This is a genomic window from Gracilibacillus dipsosauri (assembly GCF_003176895.1).
Taxonomy (GTDB): domain Bacteria; phylum Bacillota; class Bacilli; order Bacillales; family Amphibacillaceae; genus Gracilibacillus; species Gracilibacillus dipsosauri.
Window position 1 is genome coordinate 338,303 of record NZ_QGTD01000008.1, and the last position, 17,583, is coordinate 355,885.

Sequence of the window (17,583 nt, forward strand, 5' to 3'; positions counted from 1 at the left end):
AAAATATTACATAATGGAATAGAAAATTGTCCAATACTTTTATTATAAAGGTATTCTTAGCAATTGACAAAGATTTGTTAAGCAAAAGGAGATCAAAATGAAAAATCATTTATTTAAGCAGTATCAGCTAAAGGAATCCATGGATCACATAATAGATCAACTCGGCTTTTATGAACCAACACCGATTCAAGCAAAAGTGATTCCAGAAGCTCTAAAAGGAAATAGTATCATTGGACAATCTGAGACAGGCTCTGGAAAGACGCATGCATTTCTTATTCCTCTGTTTAATAATTTGACGGATGATAATCATACGCAAGTAGTGCTCACCGCTCCTACAAGAGAATTGGCGATCCAAATCTACGACGAAGTGAAGAAAATGATCAACTATGCTGATAAAGAGACGGAGTGGAGAGCGAAGCTTTTGATAGGTGGAACGGATAAGAAACGAATGGTCGATAAATTAAAAGAACCGCCACATATCATCGTAGCAACTCCAGGAAGATTATTAGATCTAATACAAGAGGAAGTAGTGGATATTTTCCAAGCTAGCACCTTCGTAATAGATGAAACAGATTTAATGCTGGAATTAGGCTTAATTGAGGAAATCGATCGGATATTAATGAGAGCTGATTCATCTATACAAATAATGGTATTCTCAGCCACCATACCAGAGAAGCTTCAGCCATTTTTAAAAAAATATTTACATGCCCCAAAATTCATTCAAATCCATGATCGATTAGCTCCGGAGAAAATGGAGCACCGTATGGTTGCCCTAAAGCATCGTGAACCAGCCCAAGTAATATGGCAAATTTCTAAGCTAATTCAACCATATCTTGCGATCATCTTCACGAATGGAAAAGATCGAGCCGATGAGCTAGCAGCTTCATTACAAGAAAAGGGACTAGATGTTGGTTTAATCCATGGAGGATTATCCCAAAGAGAACGTAAACGAGTGTTGAAAGAAATTCAGCAATTAAAGTACCAGTATATTGTGGCAACAGATCTTGCAGCTCGAGGAATAGACATTAAAGGTGTCAGTCATGTGATTAATGCAGAGCTTCCAAAAGAGGAGAGCTTTTATATTCACAGAGTAGGGAGAACTGCTAGAGCAGGAATGGAAGGAACGGCAATTAACCTTTATCGAGAAGATGATTTGGGACTTATTCAAAAATTGGAAAAAAAAGGAATTCAGTATACGTTCTATGATATCGTCAAAGGGGAATGGCAAGAAACAAAAGCATGGAATGCCAGACAGACGAGAAAAAAGCAAGAAAATGAAGTGGAAAAAAAAGCATGGCAACAGGTGAGAAAACCAAATAAAGTAAAGCCTGGTTATAAGAAAAAAATGAAGCAACAGCAAAAGAAAGCAAAGAGAAAAATTCAACGCAATCAATTCAAGAAATAAAAAGGGTGGAGAATAAATGGTGAAGATAGGATCACATGTTTCAATGAGTGGAAAGAAAATGTTATTAGCTTCAAGCGAAGAAGCAACATCGTACGGAGCAAACGTATTTATGGTGTACACAGGTGCCCCACAAAATACTAGAAGAAAACCGATTGAAGAATTAAATATTGAAGCAGCCCAAGATCATATGAAGGAAAATGGCATAGAAGAAATTGTTGTACATGCTCCTTATATTATTAATATCGGTAATGCTGTCAAAAAAGAAACCTTTGAGCTAGGGGTCAATTTTTTAAGAAACGAAATTGAACGAACAGAAGCAATCGGTTCAAGACAAATTGTGCTTCATCCAGGTGCACATGTTGGGGAAGGGCCTGAAGTTGGAATTGCCAAAATTATCGAAGGATTAAATGAAGTATTAGATCCCAAACAAGAGGTTCAAATTGCACTTGAGACGATGGCTGGAAAAGGGTCCGAAATTGGAAGAAGCTTTGATGAGCTAGCTAAAATCATCGATGGGGTCAAATATAACGAAAAGCTCTCTATTTGTTTAGATACGTGTCATATCCATGATGCAGGCTATCAAGTGGTCGAGGATTTCGATGGTGTATTAAATGAATTTGATAAAATTATCGGTTTGGATCGATTAAAGGTTGTCCATGTGAATGATAGTAAAAACGAGCAAGGTGCAAGAAAAGACCGACATCAAAATATCGGTTTCGGTTATTTAGGATTTGATGTATTAAACAAAATCGTTCATCATCCACAACTGGAACATTTACCGAAAATTCTTGAAACACCGTATGTGGGTACGGACAAAAAGAATAAAAAACCACCATACAAATTCGAAATAGAAATGCTAAAGAATGGTACATTTGTACCTGATTTACAAGATCAAATAATGAATCAATAAAAGAGGCTTGGGCGATCGCCCAAGCTTTTATATTTAAAACAAATCTTTTATTCCATATTCACTAGCCAACTTTTGAAATATTTGTTGGCATTTTTTTGCTGTTTCAAGGTCGGTAATTTGAGCAAGCTTTTTCAACATTCGGGCACGATCTGATGCATTGGTTGGATCATATTGATTCTGTTTAAGGTGATTAGCAATGTCTGTTGCTTGTTCGAATGTAACATTTAGTTTATACATTTTAGCATAGTCATACAATGTATTTGGGTCTACTTGTTGAAGCTTCATCATAATCATCCTTTTAGTAAATCCGTTCATTTAGGCACTCCTTTGTCTAGAAATGAAATCATTATTTTATTTTATGCAAGAATTGGTTAAAAGTGTACTTATTCGGTAAATTATTACATAACAAAAATTAAATAAGTACATAAAAGTGTTGTTTCCAAAGCGTAGAAATTACCAAGTAAATCATCAAGGAATAAAGACATACTAAAGAATGTACCTCTAACTTATGAAGAGGAGGGTTGAGTATGTCAAATCATGATGATCAAAATAGAACTGACGGTGTGGATAAACAGTCCAAGCAATTTGCTGAAACGGATGAACTATATGCTGCAAACAAGGACTACAGTCGTGAGGCAGAAGCTTCGCAAGAACTTACAGCTAACGAGTTTAACCGAGCTGTTGAGACAGAACAAGGAACTAGTATGCAGACAGATGTGAATACAGTTTATGGATGGATTGGATTGATCTTATCGATCGCTTCATTCTTCGTTTGGCCATTACTAATGGCTATTGGGGGGATCGTATTAGGCTTCATCTCCAAAAAACAAGGAGCAGATACACTAGGAAATAGTGCTATTGTTATTTCCATTATTTCCTTGTTACTGTCCTTGATATTTGTACCATTATTTTAAATGAAAAAAGCTAGCCCATTTTGAAGGGCTAGCTTACTTATACTTCCTGTGTTTCCGTTTTTTGTTTTTCAAAATACTCTTCTGCAATTTTATCGACTTCTTTCTTTAATTCCTCTACCATTGTTTCTTCAGGGACTTTTCGAATGATTTCTCCATGACGGAATAGTAATCCTTCTCCTCGAGCACCTGCAATACCAATATCTGCTTCTCTTGCTTCACCAGGACCGTTAACAGCACAGCCAAGCACGGCAACTTTAATTGGTGCTTTAATCGTGGAAATATATTCTTCCACCTCATTGGCAATTTTGATTAGGTCAATTTCTATTCTTCCACACGTAGGACAAGAAATTAGTGTTGCCGCATTGGAAGCAAGACCAAATGTTTTTAGCAATTCTCTTGCTACTTTTACCTCTTGTACGGGGTCTGCACTTAACGAAATTCGCATCGTACTACCGATTCCTTTACTAAGAATGGCACCCATTCCTGCTGCACTTTTGATACTCCCAGCAAATAAAGTACCTGACTCAGTAATACCTAGGTGAAGTGGATAGGAGATTACTTCTGCAGCCTTTTCGTATGCTTCAATCGCTAGGCTTACATCAGAAGCCTTGAGTGAGACAACAATATCATGAAAATCTAGGTCTTCTAATATTTTAATATGGTGTAATGCACTTTCTACCATACCATCAGCAGTAGGATAGCCGTATTTTTCGAGTATATGACGTTCTAATGAACCTGCATTGACACCTATACGAATCGGAATGCCTTTCGCTTTTGCCGCATTGACAACTGCCTCTACTTTGTCTCGTTTCCCAATATTACCTGGATTAATTCTAATCTTATCAGCTCCACCTTCTATTGCTTTAAGAGCTAGCTTATAATTAAAATGTATATCAACCACTAATGGGATGTTAATTCTTTTTTTTATTTCTGGAATGGCATTGGCAGCACGCTCATCAGGACATGCTACACGAACGATTTGACAACCTGCATCTTCTAGTCTTTTTATTTCTTCAACGGTTGCTTCAACGTCATGTGTTTTGGTTGTAGTCATAGACTGAATGACTACCTCGTTTTTTCCACCTACCATTACGTTGCCAATTTTCACAGGTCGTGTATCCTTACGATGTGTTAAAGCCATAAATAAAATCGCTCCTTTATATTTCCACGTAAATAATCTAATTACTGTACCAACTTCCATTATAAAGGTTAACCTAGTAAATGAGAAGTGTAACACATTCAAATTTGCAAATTATTGAAACCTTTTCCTAGTAGGATCGTATTTTATATTAAGAGCATACAATTCAGTTCTAATCATTCGAATCATTTGATAAGATAAAGAAAAGCCGAGAGGTGAGTAGTCATGTTTGATTTTAATGCAGATTGGATAAGTTTTGTTATCTGTGGTTTAGCTACCCTGTTTCTAGTTGGGGAAATATTAGTCAATGTAAAAGGGATTTTTGCCATTCTTGGCCTTGGTTTTATTACAGTATATTTTTCTTCTTTTTTAGATCCTAGTATGTTTTTTATTATGATTGCTATTTATTTAATTGGTATGTTATTCATCGTAATCGATGGCAAAATACTGAATGATGGAACTTTAGCTGTCATAGGATTGGTCTGTATGGTGATATCTGTAGGGATGACAGCACCTAATTGGGTAGCGGGACTGTACGCTGTATTAGGGGTTTTTATAGGAGGAGCTGCTTCTTTACTATTTCTTAAGGTATTTAAGAAGCGGAAGATGTGGACGAAAATTACACTCTATGATCAATTAACAGATGAAGCAGGATATTCAAGTGTTAATCAAAGCTACAAATTATTAGTAGGGAAGGAAGGAAAAGCTATTACAGATATGAGGCCTACAGGGACCATCCGTATCGGAGAAAACGACTATAGTGCAGTCACACAAGGGAAGTGGCTGGAGAAAGATACCCGAATTGTGGTGGTGTCTGTAGATGGTACAAGAATATTAGTAAAAGGAAAAGTCTGAGAATTCAGGCTTTTTTGTTTTTAAAATTTATATTTTTTTAGAAAATCCAATAGTTGCTAATTTTAAAATAAAAAATTCATATTAATTAAATAGGATTATTGTTATAATATGAATGAATTGTTAAGAGAGTGTAAATTTTTATTAAAGACCTTTACAAATCATTCATGAAAACTTAATATTAAATTCGTATGTGCTTTGCGAAAAATGTCTTACTATGTCAAAGAGATGAGCATACATAAGGACAAAACGACGAATTTGCTTTTATGAAGGGATGAAAACTGTTGGATTTAAATGTACAAGTTATGATTTTTGAATTTATTGGCGGTTTAGGTATTTTCCTTTTAGGTATTAAATATATGGGGGAAGGGCTTCAAAAATCCGCTGGTGACAGATTACGTACCATACTTGATAAATTTACAAGCAATCCGTTTATGGGTGTACTTGCCGGGATGATTGTGACTGTGTTGATTCAATCAAGCTCCGGAACGACCGTCCTAACGGTTGGGTTAGTAAATGCAGGATTTATGACATTAAGACAATCCATTGGTGTAATTATGGGTGCTAATATTGGGACAACGATTACAGCATTTATTATAGGATTTGATATTGGCGCATATGCATTGCCGATTTTAGGTATTGGTGCATTTTTATTATTTTTCTTTAAAGAGAAACGCATTACCAATATTGGTTTAACCATTTTCGGATTTGGTGCCTTGTTTTTTGGTTTAGAGTTAATGAGCTCTGGACTTAAACCATTACGAGATTTACAAGCATTTCACGATTTAACCGTAAGTATGTCTAATAATCCAATACTTGGCGCTGTCATTGGGACTGTGTTTACCATTGCTGTTCAAAGCTCAAGTGCAACCATTGGAATACTACAAAGCTTGATGCTTGAGGATGCTATCCAATTAAAGGCTGCTTTACCGGTACTATTTGGTGATAACATCGGGACAACGATTACAGCAGTTTTAGCATCGATTGGAGCAACTATTGCGGCTAAACGTGCTGCATTAACACATGTAATCTTTAATGTAATTGGAGCAACGATTGTCATTACATTTATTCATTTTTATACGATTATGATGGAGCATATCCAGGCAGCATTAGAACTGAATCCTGCCATGACGATCGCTTTTGCACATGGAATCTTTAATGTGCTGAATACTATTATTCAATTTCCATTTATCGGATTATTGGCTCTGATCGTGACAAAGATTATTCCAGGAAAAGATACCGAAGTCGAATATAAAGCAAAGCATTTAGATCCAATTTTTATTCAACAATCGCCATCTGTTGCACTAGACCAAGCTAAATTCGAAGTCATTCGAATGGGTGAATATGCAATAAGAGGACTAGAAGAGACAAGCTCCTTTTTAAATACGAAAAATAGCAAAAATGCTGATATGGCGCAACAATTGGAAGGTGCGTTAAATAATCTAGACCGGGAAATCACAGCCTATTTAGTTCAATTGTCGGGGTCGACCCTATCAGACATAGAAAAGACCGATCACTCTGCATTAATTAATGCCGTTCGGGATATTGAACGCATAGGTGATCATTATGAGAATATTATTGAGTTGATTAATTACAAAATGTCGAATAAGGTAGATATTACAGAGCAAGGCATGATAGATTTAAATGAAATGTTCGATCTAACCATTATAACGGTAAAGGAAGCTATTAAAGCATTAGAGCAAATGGATAGGGAAGCTGCTTTATCCGTTGTACAGAAAGAAAATGAAATTGATAAAATGGAAAGAAGATACCGTAAAAAGCATATTATTCGTCTGAATGAGGGAGTTTGTACAGGAGCAGCAGGAATTGTATTTGCAGATATTATTAGTAATTTAGAGCGAATAGGAGACCATGCTGTGAACATTGCCGATGAAGTGCTTGGTGGCAAACATAATTAATCTTTTCGGGGTAACAAGCTTAGAAAAATGCTTGTTATCCCGAAATCCTTCTTCTTTAAATAAAAAAGTTCAAAAAAAGTATTGACGTTATATTTTTTATATGGTAAATTATTAAATGTCGCTTCAGTAAATACATAATTTTAATCCACAGTAGCTCAGTGGTAGAGCTATCGGCTGTTAACCGATCGGTCGTAGGTTCGAATCCTACCTGTGGAGCCATGGCGGTGTAGCTCAGCTGGCTAGAGCGTACGGTTCATACCCGTGAGGTCGGGGGTTCGATTCCCTCCGCCGCTACCAATTTCTTAGACGATGGCGGTCGTGGTGAAGTGGTTAACACATCGGATTGTGGTTCCGACATGCGTGGGTTCGATCCCCACCGGTCGCCCCATCATTATATATTTAGAGAAGAAGGACCCTTAGCTCAGTTGGTTAGAGCTATCGGCTCATAACCGATCGGTCGCAGGTTCGAATCCTGCAGGGTCCACCATATTTTTACACGGAGGAATACCCAAGTCCGGCTGAAGGGATCGGTCTTGAAAACCGACAGGGGCTTCACGGCCCGCGGGGGTTCGAATCCCTCTTCCTCCGCCATTTATACATAACTAGGACAGTGTCTAAAAACAGAATAAAAAAATTGGCTCGGTAGCTCAGTCGGTAGAGCAACGGACTGAAAATCCGTGTGTCGGCGGTTCGATTCCGTCCCGAGCCACCATTCTCAACAAGCGAACGTTAAAGCTTGTTTTTTTATTTATTATAAAATTAATTTCACTTGATGGAAAACCTTTCATACTATAGTGAATAAATGCTAATTATTTGCAATCTATTCTGACTATTTGATAATATTTGAATTGGAGAGGTTAGGAACCTTCAAACTAAAAAATAGGAGGAATAAACATGGCAAATTTTACTTTACCAGATTTACCTTATGCATATGATGCACTCGAGCCACATATTGATAAGGAAACAATGAACATTCATCACACTAAACATCACAACACTTATGTTACGAAATTAAACGCTGCACTAGAAGGTCATGATGATTTAGCAAATAAATCAATCGAGGACATTTTAGCAAATCTTGATGCAGTACCTGAAAATATTCGTACAGCAGTTCGTAATAATGGTGGCGGACATGCCAACCACAGTTTATTCTGGACATTGCTATCAGCAAATGGTGGTGGTGAGCCAACTGGGGAATTAGCTGACAAAATTAACGAAGCATTTGGTAGCTTTGACAAGTTCAAAGAGGAATTTGCAAATGCTGCAGCTGGACGATTCGGCTCAGGCTGGGCTTGGCTAGTAGTTGACAATGGTAACTTAGCTATTACAAGTACACCAAATCAAGATACTCCTATTTCTGAAGGGAAAACACCAATTCTAGGTCTTGATGTATGGGAACATGCTTATTACCTAAAATATCAAAATAAACGTCCTGATTACATTGCAGCGTTCTGGAATGTAGTAGATTGGGATAAAGTTGCAAGCTTATATAATGAAGCAAAATAAAAAAAGGAAAAGAAGTGCTCATCGTAGCACTTCTTTTTTGCTTGCAAATTTTTTACAGGAAGTAAAGCGACGAAGCATAAATTTTGAAATTCAGAGTATTAGAAAAGCTAACGAAAATAGCTCGAATGCGAGTTTTTCTAATAGGCGCAAAATTACTTCTTCACCCCTTGATCGGTTTCTAACTTTATTTTCGTATATCTCATTTAAACTGGAAAAGACTATAGATTATAGGCTTTAAATGAGGTGTAAGAAAATGCAGTTATTTCCAAGTAAAAAACCTTCCATACCAGTAAGTAGAGATTTAAAGATATTACTGATTATCGGTGGTTTATACGCACTTTCCACTTTTATCTCCAACACATTTGTCAATGTGTTCTTATGGAAGCAATCAGGAGACTATATGGATATTGCCACCTATAACCTTTTTATTTATTTGCTACAACCAATCTCCTTTTTTGTCGCTGGCAAGTGTGTGAAGCATGTAGATCGGACACTGATTATTCGAATAGGTGTAATCTTTTTGTCCATTTTTTACATGGTGGTACTCCTTCTAGGAGAAAAAGCCGTTAATTATACTTATATGCTTGGCGCTATATTAGGAATTGGCTATGGCTTCTATTGGTTAGCTTACAATGTGTTAACCTTCGAGGTAACAGAACCAGAAACACGAGACTTATTTAATGGGATACTTGGATCCTTACAATCCTTTGGTGGAATGGTCGGACCCTTACTTGCTGGCTATATCATCACACTGATGGATAATTTCAAGGGATATAGCACGATTTTCTTTTTATCTTTTTTTCTTTTCTTTTTAGCGATTGTTTGTTCGTTTTATCTAAAGAAAAGAAAAGCAACAGGTCGTTTCTTTATCCGTGAGGTTTTCAAAGAAAGGAAGCATAATACGAATTGGCGTAGTGTGCTATTCGCCCATCTTACACAGGGATCAAGAGAAGGATTGTTTATTTTTATTATTACAATTTGGGTGTATATTGAAACAAATAGTGAGCTTTCGCTTGGTCTTTTCAATTTTTTGATCTCTCTTTGTTCCTTTATTAGCTATTACTTTGTCTCAAAGATGGTTAGCAGCAAAAAAAGAAAAGCAGCCATTTTCTATGGTGGTCTAGCTTTATATTTAGCCGTGTTACTTTTTGTGTTCCCAACCAGCTATGTCACCATTCTTCTCTATGGCGTCATCATAGGGATCAGTTTTCCATTATTTAATGTCCCATTTGTTTCTCTCACGTACGATATAATCGGAAAATCTAAAAATGCTGGGAATTGGAGAGTAGAATATATTATTATTCGTGAGGTGTTCATTAATATCGGAAGGGTGCTTGCAATCATTGTCTTTATTGCTAGTGTCTCCTTATTAGATCCAATCCTCATTATTCCAGTATTAATGCTTGTTTTTGGCGGTGGTAATTTCCTTTCCTATTTCTTTATCAGAAAAACATCAATTTAATTTTCCCAATTCTTCTTCCATGCTATAATAAGTAAGTATGCATTTGTCAGGATAAAATAGTAGAGGGGGAAGGATATGGGCAAATACTTAAACTTTAGGCAAAAAAAGAAAAAAGTGAAAAAAAAGCGATCACAGCTACCACTACGTTTAAATATTTTATTCGTTAGTGTTTTCCTGATTTTTTCCTTATTAATTGTCCAGCTTGGGGTTGTGCAAATTTTAAACGGGGAAGAAGCGCAACGAGAAATTGATCAAACAGAAAACACTCCTTCTGAAAAACCTGTGCCACGTGGGTTGATGTATGATCGAAACCATAACTTGATACTGGATAATAATCCAGTCAAATCCATTACGTATACACCACCCAAGCATGGTCAAACAGCAGATGAGAGACTAAAGCTAGCGGAAGATTTAGCAGAATATATTACGATCATTAAAGATCAAGAAGAACTAAAAGAAGAAATAACAGAACGAGACAAAAAAGAATACTGGTATATTCAAAATACAGAAGAAGTCGCAGACCGCTTAACGGAAAAAGAAAAGGAGCTAGAAGGTGGAGACAAGTATCAGGCTGAATTGAATGCCATTACAGCAGATGATCTTGCCACAGTCGACTGGACTCCTGAGTTATTAAATATTATTGCAATTAAAAAGGAATTGGATCAAGCACATGAGTTATCCCCACATATTGTCGTAAACGAGGGGATAACAGATGAAGAATATGCAAAAGTTGCAGAACATCTGCATGATCTTCCAAATATTGATGCAACCATTGATTGGGAACGTGATAATAACTATGAAGGAACATTAAGTGCATTTATCGGAAGTATCACGTCATCAGAAGAAGGGATACCGAGAGAGAATAGTGATTACTATTTAGCTAATGGCTACACCTGGAATGATCGTGTCGGAACGAGTGGATTAGAACAGCAATATGAGCATGTACTAAGAGGAAGAAAAGAAAAAGTCCAATACACCACGAATAATGACGGAGAAGTAGTCGGCTCAGAAGTCGTTGTCGAAGGACAACGAGGCAAGGATCTTATATTAACAGTAGATATGGAGCTTCAACAACAGGTGGATAAGATCGTCGAAGAAGAGCTACGAACGGCTATTAACCATCCGGTTAATAATAATGGTTATTTAGAAGATGCAATGGCAGTTGTGATGAATCCACAGACAGGTGAGATCCTTGCAATGTCAGCTATAAGATATGATCGTGAAAATAAAGAATATGTAAATAATGCTTACCGTACAATTTATGATGCCCATGCTCCTGGTTCTGCTATTAAGGGAGCTACGATGCTGGCAGGCTATCAGAGTGGTGTGATAGATATCGGAACAAGATTAGATGATGGGGTAATAAAGATAAAAGGAACAAAAGAGAAAAGTTCATGGAAAAATCTTGGAGATAATATTTCTGATTTGTACGCACTAGAACAATCCTCCAACGTTTATATGATGAGAATCGCAATCAAAATGGCAGGTGCAACGTATCGATATAATGAACCACTGTACAATTTTGATTATGGCGCGTTTGGAGAGTTGAGGAATTATTTTAAACAGTTTGGTTTAGGTGTCGAGACAGGGATTGATATGCCGTTTGAAGCAACAGGTGTTACGGGATCGAATGGATTACCAGGTAATTTCCTCGACTTGTCGTTTGGGCAATTTGATACCTATACAACCATGCAATTAGCACAATATGTTTCTACGATTGCGAATGGTGGATACCGAATTAAACCACATCTCGTAAAAGAAATCAGAGAGCCATCAACAGAAGATGGAAAATTAGGCTCTGTCTTGAAGACGATGGAGCCTGAGGTAATAAATCGTATTGAGATGGATGACAAATATATTGAACGTGTTCAGGAAGGCTTCCGTCTAGTATTTACACAGGGAACTGCACAAAGACTGTGGAAGGATGTTCCCTATGAAGTTGCGGGAAAAACAGGTACTGCAGAAAATCCTCAATACAAGGATGGAGAGTTAGTCGCAAATACAGAGAATTTATCTCTTGTTGGCTATAGTCCCGAAGAGAACCCAGAGGTAGCTTTTGCCGTAATCGTACCAAAAAACGGTACAGGTGCTGGTCAATATGAAATTAATCATAAGATAGGGAAACGTATTATTGAAGCATATTATGAAGGAAAATCTGCTGACGAAGACAACGAAGAAGAATAAATATAATGATACAAAGCATATAGCCTCGGCTATATGCTTTTTTCTATGAAAATTACCACATAATCTGTCGAATTTACATAGTCTTTACAATTGCTTAATAGTGAATTAATAGTTTTGCGTTACTATGTAGTAGAAGCAAGATCATAGCTTTTATAAAAACAATTGTAGGGGGAAAAACAATGAGTAAATGGAAGTTAATGATGTTGGTAGCTGTCACTCTATTAACAGTAGGTTTGTTAGCTGCTTGTGGAAATGCTCCAGATGATGCGGGCTCAGATGAAAATAATGAAGCAAATGCATCAGAAAATGGCGAAGGATCTGGTGACGAAGGCTCAGAAGATGGAGAGGTTTCTGGACCAGTCAATATTGATGGTTCTTCAACCGTTTTACCGATCATGGAATATTTAACGTACGAATATAATCAAGAAAATCCAGAAGTAGAAACAGCACTTAATTCATCCGGTTCTGGTGGTGGATTTGAAAAATCTACTGTTGGTGAAATTGATTTAAGTAATGCTTCTCGTCCAATTAAAGATGAAGAAAAAGCCACTGCTGAAGAAAATGGCATTACCTTACATGAAATTGAATTAGCTTATGACGGTTTATCTGTAGTGGTAAGTCAAGAAAATGATTTTGTTGAAAACTTAACAATTGATCAATTAAAACAAATCTTCCTAGCGGATGGTGGAGCAACGAAATGGTCTGACATTAACCCAGAATGGCCAGAAGAGGATATTGTTATTTATAGCCCAGGACACGATTCCGGAACGTTTGATTATTTCAATGAAGTAATCCTAGAAGAAAATCCTATGCGTGAAGGTGAAAATGTCACACTATCTGAAGATGACAACACATTAGTAACTGGTATTCAGAGTGATCCATACGCAATTGGTTACTTCGGTTATGCTTATTATGCAGAAAATCAAGATACATTAAAGGTACTTGGAATTGACAATGGTGATGGAAATCCTGTAAAGCCAACAGGTGATACAATTCAAGATGGTTCTTACTCACCACTTTCTCGACCATTGTTCACATACGTAAATGTGGATTACATGAAAGAAAAGCCACAAGTGCTTGATTTTGTGAAATTCTCAATCGAAAATGCTGGTGCAGCTGCTGAGGAAGTAGGCTATGTTGCACTTCCAGATGAAAAGTACCAAGAGCAATTAACAGAGATCGAAGAATTAGCAGCAGAGTAAGAATTGAAAAAGGCTAGTATATCAAAGGGACAGGTTCACAAGTAAATGACTTGTGGGCTGTCCCATAATCTTTGTGTGGTTTTTAAGAAAAGGGGAATTCATGTGAACAAGAAAGCAGAACAAAGTTATTCCGTTCAAGACATGATAAAGAAAAATAAACAAAAAAAGAATATCGGTAATTATTTTGAAAAAGGTATTCCATATTTTTTGTTGTTATGTGCAATCATATCTGTCATTACAACAATAGGAATTCTCTTCACCTTATTACGAGAATCCATTACCTTTTTCTCTAATGTGTCCTTGGTTGATTTTTATTTAGGAAGTGAATGGTCACCATGGACCGATCGATTTGGGGTAGCACCACTCATTATTGGAACACTTTTAATTACAGCTATAGCTATATGTGTAGCATTACCTATTGGACTTGCAGCATCGATTTATTTAAGTGAATATGCAAGTGATAGAACAAGAAAAATTATTAAGCCAATCCTGGAAATCTTAGCTGGTATTCCAACAGTTGTCTATGGCTTTTTCGCTTTAACATTTGTATCGCCTTTATTAGGCTCTGTTTTCACTGATATGAAAATATTTAATGCATTAAGTGCCGGAATTGTAGTAGGGATTATGATTATCCCGATGATTGCTTCCTTATCTGAGGATGCGATGAGCGCAGTACCGAAATCACTGAGAGAAGGTGCTTTGGGGTTAGGTGCCACGAGATTTGAGGTTGCTATGAAGGTCGTTCTACCAGCGGCTTTATCCGGTATTATAGCATCCGTTGTACTAGCGATATCTCGAGCTATTGGTGAGACGATGATTGTAACCATTGCTGCGGGTGCAACGCCTAACATGACCTTTGATCCGAGGCAATCGATTCAAACATTAACTGCCTTTATTGTGCAAGGGGCAACAGGAGATACCTCCTATCAATCGAATATTTATCTTAGTATTTATGCTGTAGGGTTTACGTTATTTATTTTCACCTTATTAATGAATATCCTGTCACAGTATATTTCGAGAAGATTTAAGGAGGATTATTAATGTCAACAAAAGTGAATTCCGCACAAATTAAAGGTAGAGTAGTAAGAAATAAAGCTTTTAAAAGCTTATTTATTGCAGCAACTTCCATTGCGTTAATTTTTTTAGCTTTACTCATTTATCGAATATTAAGTCAAGGAATTGACTATTTATCTATAGATTTCCTGCGAAATTACCCAGCACCATACATTGAAGAAGCTGGAATCTTTGCAGGGTTAATGGGATCGATCTTTTTGATCTCTATAACCGCGCCGGTCTCGATTATACTTGGTGTATCAACCGCATTGTATCTAGAGGAATATGCCAAGCAGAATCGTTTTACTCGGTTTATTCAAGTCAATGTACAAAATTTAGCAGGTGTACCATCGATCGTATTTGGTTTACTTGGTTTAACCTTCTTTGTTTATATATTAGAACTAGGTTATTCGTTAATAGCTGGCGCATTAACGATGAGCCTCTTAGTTCTACCTGTTATTGTAGTAGCTTCACAGGAAGCAATTCGTTCCGTACCGAAGGAATTAAGAGAGGCCTCCATAGGAATGGGGGCAACTAAGTGGCAAACGATATGGCGTATAGTACTGCCTGCTTCAATCCCGGGAATTTTAACTGGATCCATTCTTGCATTATCCAGAGCGATTGGTGAGACTGCTCCATTAATAATCGTGGGAGCTGCAGCCGCAATCTATACGATTCCAGATTCATTTTTCTCTAAATATACCGTTATGCCGATTCAAATTTGGAGTTGGACTTCGCGTCCACAAGAAGAATGGCAATATGTTGCGGCAGCTGGGATTATCGTGTTGCTTATCATCTTACTATGCATGAATGCAATTGCCGTTTGGATCCGAAATAAATTTCAAAATAGATTTTAAGAAAAAGAGGGGTTTAGATGACAACTAACACATTAAGTAAGCATGTCTTTTCCATCGAGGATTTTAATTTATGGTATGGAAATGATCAAGCGATTCATCAAATAAATATGGAAATTCCAAGAAATGAAATTACTGCAGTGATCGGACCTTCAGGTTGTGGGAAATCGACACTACTAAAAACGTTAAACAGAATGATTGAAACCATTCCTTCTGTTCATACTTCTGGAAGTATTAAATATAATAATCAAGAAATATTTGCTAAAAAGCAATTAGTAGAAGAGCTAAGAACACATGTAGGAATGGTCTTTCAAAAACCGAATCCATTTCCGAAATCCATTTATGAAAATGTTGCTTATGGTCCAAAGATCCATGGAATTAAAAAGAAAAAAGTATTAGATGAAATTGTAGAGAAAAGCCTTCGCGGTGCGGCAATTTGGGACGAAGTAAAGGATCGACTTAATCAGAATGCGTACGGGTTATCTGGTGGACAGCAACAAAGAATTTGCATTGCTCGTTGTTTAGCAATTGAGCCTGACGTGATTCTAATGGATGAGCCTACATCTGCGTTAGACCCAATTTCTACTTTAAAAATTGAAGAATTAATTAAAGAATTGAAGAATGATTATACGATTGTGATTGTCACACATAATATGCAGCAAGCTGCCAGAATTTCTGATAAAACAGCATTTATGTTGAATGGAGAATTAGTAGAGTTTTCCGATACAGATCAGTTGTTTTCCAATCCAAAAGACAAACGAACAGAAGACTACATCACGGGTCGTTTTGGTTAATAAAGAAAAATGATCATTGGCAGGTATTATTGCCAATGACTCTTTTTTAGCTCATCAGAATTTTATCACTGTCACAAGAAGTGGCTCGAAGACGATACGGCTCTTCTGACGCCGTATTTTCTTTACACGAAAAATAAAACGCTTCACAAAAGCATAAGGATATAACGAGAAAAAAAGAGAGAGGGAGTGCAGTATGGTAGGTAGAGAGAATTTTGAAGATAAATTAAAACAGGTAGAATCTCTTATTGTTCGATTTGCAAAAATGACACAAACACAACTGACAGACGCAGTGGAGGTGCTATATCAAAGTGATGTGGATCGAGCCCTTGCAGTGATCGAAAAGGATAAAGAATTAGATAAGCTAGATTTCGAAATTAATGAAACAGCAATTCTTCTTATTGCTAGGCAGCAACCAGTAGCAACAGATCTAAGAAGACTTGTCGTAGCATTGCGTATTTCATCTGATTTAGAAAGAATGGCTGATAATGCAAAGAATATCGCAAAGTCTACCATCCATTTAGGGAAAGATCATGGAATTAAAATTCATGATTCAGTAAAGGAAATGAAAGAAATTGCGATTAAAATGATTGATATTTCAATCATAGCTTATGAGAATGAAGACATTACTTTAGCAAGAAAATTATCAGAAATGGATGACGTAATTGATAATATGTATTCCACGATGCTAAGGGAATTATTAGAGGAGACAGCGACCAATCCACAGAAGATACAGCATATTATGCAAATGGCTTTTAGTGGTCGTTATGTGGAACGAATTGGGGATCATGCTACTAATATCGGGGAAGATGTTATGTATTTAGTAAAAGGGGAGTCAGCAGACTTAAACGAATAACGTTGAAAAGGAGGAGTACCTTAGCGGTTTACTCCTCCTCTTCTGTTCCAGTTAAATGATCGGCTATTTCTTCAGCAGTCATTTGATCACTTAACTCGAATTCGCCTACTTGTAGGCGTGTCGTTAATTCATTTTCTTGTAAGTATGTAATAAATTCGTCTTCTGATTCAATTAGTTCTAGCTCAAGGAGTTCGTCTACAATGTCTGGTACTGTCATTCCTGGTTCAACAGAAAATGAATGAGTAGTCACTTCCGTTTCTGTTTCTTCCTTCGCATCACTTTCTAATGTGTCTTGTTGATTCTCTAGCTGGTCTATTTCTTCTTCTAATTGAGTGACTTGATCTTCCATATCTTCTTTGTATACATAATAGCCTTCTGCTTCAAGCCTTGCTATTCGCTCACTTGCTGCAACATCTTCTGCTGGTTGGTCTTTTGGTAAACCCTCAATAAGGAAAACCACACCAATTATGATGGAGGCAGTCAAAAGGCCTGTCGAAAATGCTCTAACCATTTGCTTCATTCTTATCCCTCATTCAC

At 36.9% G+C, this 17,583-nt stretch carries 16 protein-coding genes and 6 tRNA genes; 19 read left to right on the forward strand and 3 right to left on the reverse strand.

Annotated elements, in window-relative coordinates; genetic code table 11:
* Positions 1–97: 97 nt before the first annotated feature.
* Together DLJ74_RS08630 and DLJ74_RS08635 are read left to right on the forward strand one after the other, a co-directional pair.
* Positions 98–1,405, forward strand: coding sequence for a DEAD/DEAH box helicase (locus DLJ74_RS08630; protein ID WP_109984166.1), 1,308 nt, complete (start codon positions 98–100; stop codon positions 1,403–1,405).
* Between the two features lie 16 nt (positions 1,406–1,421).
* Positions 1,422–2,315, forward strand: a complete 894-nt coding sequence (locus DLJ74_RS08635; protein WP_109984167.1) for a deoxyribonuclease IV — start codon at positions 1,422–1,424, stop codon at positions 2,313–2,315.
* 33 nt (positions 2,316–2,348) lie between these two features.
* On the opposite strand, the gene DLJ74_RS08640 is transcribed toward DLJ74_RS08635, so the two are convergent.
* Positions 2,349–2,630 carry a DUF2624 family protein gene (locus DLJ74_RS08640; RefSeq protein ID WP_054859275.1) on the reverse strand — a complete coding sequence of 94 codons (282 nt, stop codon included), beginning with the start codon at positions 2,628–2,630 and terminating at the stop codon, positions 2,349–2,351.
* A gap of 212 nt (positions 2,631–2,842) precedes the next feature.
* Between DLJ74_RS08640 and DLJ74_RS08645 the strand changes: the two genes are divergently transcribed.
* Positions 2,843–3,229 carry a hypothetical protein gene (locus tag DLJ74_RS08645; protein ID WP_054859276.1) on the forward strand — a complete coding sequence of 129 codons (387 nt, stop codon included), beginning with the start codon at positions 2,843–2,845 and terminating at the stop codon, positions 3,227–3,229.
* Between the two features lie 37 nt (positions 3,230–3,266).
* Here DLJ74_RS08645 and ispG read toward each other — a convergent pair whose 3' ends face one another.
* A complete protein-coding gene (ispG, locus tag DLJ74_RS08650) occupies positions 3,267–4,370 on the reverse strand; it encodes a flavodoxin-dependent (E)-4-hydroxy-3-methylbut-2-enyl-diphosphate synthase (RefSeq protein ID WP_109984594.1) in 1,104 nt (367 codons plus the stop codon).
* A gap of 222 nt (positions 4,371–4,592) precedes the next feature.
* Between ispG and DLJ74_RS08655 the strand changes: the two genes are divergently transcribed.
* The 16 genes from DLJ74_RS08655 (at position 4,593) to phoU (ending at position 17,046) form a co-directional block, all read left to right on the forward strand.
* Positions 4,593–5,222, forward strand: coding sequence for an NfeD family protein (locus DLJ74_RS08655; protein ID WP_054859277.1), 630 nt, complete (start codon positions 4,593–4,595; stop codon positions 5,220–5,222).
* 281 nt (positions 5,223–5,503) lie between these two features.
* Entirely contained in the window at positions 5,504–7,138 is a 1,635-nt protein-coding gene (locus DLJ74_RS08660) for a Na/Pi cotransporter family protein (RefSeq protein ID WP_054859278.1), read from the forward strand.
* Positions 7,139–7,282: 144 nt separating this feature from the next.
* Positions 7,283–7,357: transfer RNA gene (locus tag DLJ74_RS08665), tRNA-Asn, on the forward strand.
* Between the two features lies 1 nt (position 7,358).
* A tRNA-Met gene (locus tag DLJ74_RS08670) sits at positions 7,359–7,435 on the forward strand.
* A 15-nt stretch (positions 7,436–7,450) separates the two neighbouring features.
* Positions 7,451–7,526, forward strand: a tRNA-His gene (locus DLJ74_RS08675).
* A 22-nt stretch (positions 7,527–7,548) separates the two neighbouring features.
* Positions 7,549–7,625: transfer RNA gene (locus tag DLJ74_RS08680), tRNA-Ile, on the forward strand.
* 11 nt (positions 7,626–7,636) lie between these two features.
* Positions 7,637–7,729 (forward strand) — tRNA-Ser (locus tag DLJ74_RS08685).
* Between the two features lie 45 nt (positions 7,730–7,774).
* Positions 7,775–7,850: transfer RNA gene (locus tag DLJ74_RS08690), tRNA-Phe, on the forward strand.
* Between the two features lie 182 nt (positions 7,851–8,032).
* Positions 8,033–8,644: a superoxide dismutase SodA gene (gene sodA / locus DLJ74_RS08695; RefSeq protein ID WP_109984168.1), complete on the forward strand. Its 612-nt coding sequence runs from the start codon at positions 8,033–8,035 to the stop codon at positions 8,642–8,644.
* A 253-nt stretch (positions 8,645–8,897) separates the two neighbouring features.
* A complete protein-coding gene (locus tag DLJ74_RS08700; RefSeq protein ID WP_109984169.1) occupies positions 8,898–10,106 on the forward strand; it encodes an MFS transporter in 1,209 nt (402 codons plus the stop codon).
* Positions 10,107–10,181: 75 nt separating this feature from the next.
* Positions 10,182–12,290 carry a peptidoglycan D,D-transpeptidase FtsI family protein gene (locus DLJ74_RS08705; RefSeq protein ID WP_109984170.1) on the forward strand — a complete coding sequence of 703 codons (2,109 nt, stop codon included), beginning with the start codon at positions 10,182–10,184 and terminating at the stop codon, positions 12,288–12,290.
* A gap of 179 nt (positions 12,291–12,469) precedes the next feature.
* The gene (locus tag DLJ74_RS08710) at positions 12,470–13,492 is read left to right on the forward strand and encodes a PstS family phosphate ABC transporter substrate-binding protein (protein ID WP_054859279.1); all 1,023 of its coding nucleotides are present in this window, start codon (positions 12,470–12,472) and stop codon (positions 13,490–13,492) included.
* A gap of 141 nt (positions 13,493–13,633) precedes the next feature.
* Positions 13,634–14,533, forward strand: coding sequence for a phosphate ABC transporter permease subunit PstC (pstC, locus tag DLJ74_RS08715; RefSeq protein WP_245902321.1), 900 nt, complete (start codon positions 13,634–13,636; stop codon positions 14,531–14,533).
* The gene (gene pstA / locus DLJ74_RS08720; RefSeq protein WP_109984172.1) at positions 14,533–15,402 is read left to right on the forward strand and encodes a phosphate ABC transporter permease PstA; all 870 of its coding nucleotides are present in this window, start codon (positions 14,533–14,535) and stop codon (positions 15,400–15,402) included. Before pstC ends, pstA begins: the two co-directional genes overlap by 1 nt.
* 17 nt (positions 15,403–15,419) lie before the next feature.
* The gene (gene pstB, locus DLJ74_RS08725; protein ID WP_054859280.1) at positions 15,420–16,193 is read left to right on the forward strand and encodes a phosphate ABC transporter ATP-binding protein PstB; all 774 of its coding nucleotides are present in this window, start codon (positions 15,420–15,422) and stop codon (positions 16,191–16,193) included.
* Positions 16,194–16,386: 193 nt separating this feature from the next.
* The gene (gene phoU / locus DLJ74_RS08730; protein WP_054788867.1) at positions 16,387–17,046 is read left to right on the forward strand and encodes a phosphate signaling complex protein PhoU; all 660 of its coding nucleotides are present in this window, start codon (positions 16,387–16,389) and stop codon (positions 17,044–17,046) included.
* A 28-nt stretch (positions 17,047–17,074) separates the two neighbouring features.
* On the opposite strand, the gene DLJ74_RS08735 is transcribed toward phoU, so the two are convergent.
* Positions 17,075–17,566, reverse strand: a complete 492-nt coding sequence (locus DLJ74_RS08735) for an endolytic transglycosylase MltG (RefSeq protein ID WP_109984173.1) — start codon at positions 17,564–17,566, stop codon at positions 17,075–17,077.
* Positions 17,567–17,583 lie beyond the last annotated feature (17 nt).

Coding starts and splice junctions, on each gene's coding strand:
- DLJ74_RS08630 (WP_109984166.1), top strand. CDS start 98: ATGAAAAATCATTTATTTAAGCAGTATCAGCTAAAGGAATCCATGGAT.
- DLJ74_RS08635 (WP_109984167.1), top strand. CDS start 1,422: ATGGTGAAGATAGGATCACATGTTTCAATGAGTGGAAAGAAAATGTTA.
- DLJ74_RS08640 (WP_054859275.1), bottom strand. CDS start 2,630: ATGAACGGATTTACTAAAAGGATGATTATGATGAAGCTTCAACAAGTA.
- DLJ74_RS08645 (WP_054859276.1), top strand. CDS start 2,843: ATGTCAAATCATGATGATCAAAATAGAACTGACGGTGTGGATAAACAG.
- ispG (WP_109984594.1), bottom strand. CDS start 4,370: ATGGCTTTAACACATCGTAAGGATACACGACCTGTGAAAATTGGCAAC.
- DLJ74_RS08655 (WP_054859277.1), top strand. CDS start 4,593: ATGTTTGATTTTAATGCAGATTGGATAAGTTTTGTTATCTGTGGTTTA.
- sodA (WP_109984168.1), top strand. CDS start 8,033: ATGGCAAATTTTACTTTACCAGATTTACCTTATGCATATGATGCACTC.
- DLJ74_RS08700 (WP_109984169.1), top strand. CDS start 8,898: ATGCAGTTATTTCCAAGTAAAAAACCTTCCATACCAGTAAGTAGAGAT.
- DLJ74_RS08705 (WP_109984170.1), top strand. CDS start 10,182: ATGGGCAAATACTTAAACTTTAGGCAAAAAAAGAAAAAAGTGAAAAAA.
- DLJ74_RS08710 (WP_054859279.1), top strand. CDS start 12,470: ATGAGTAAATGGAAGTTAATGATGTTGGTAGCTGTCACTCTATTAACA.
- pstC (WP_245902321.1), top strand. CDS start 13,634: ATGATAAAGAAAAATAAACAAAAAAAGAATATCGGTAATTATTTTGAA.
- pstA (WP_109984172.1), top strand. CDS start 14,533: ATGTCAACAAAAGTGAATTCCGCACAAATTAAAGGTAGAGTAGTAAGA.
- pstB (WP_054859280.1), top strand. CDS start 15,420: ATGACAACTAACACATTAAGTAAGCATGTCTTTTCCATCGAGGATTTT.
- phoU (WP_054788867.1), top strand. CDS start 16,387: ATGGTAGGTAGAGAGAATTTTGAAGATAAATTAAAACAGGTAGAATCT.
- DLJ74_RS08735 (WP_109984173.1), bottom strand. CDS start 17,566: ATGAAGCAAATGGTTAGAGCATTTTCGACAGGCCTTTTGACTGCCTCC.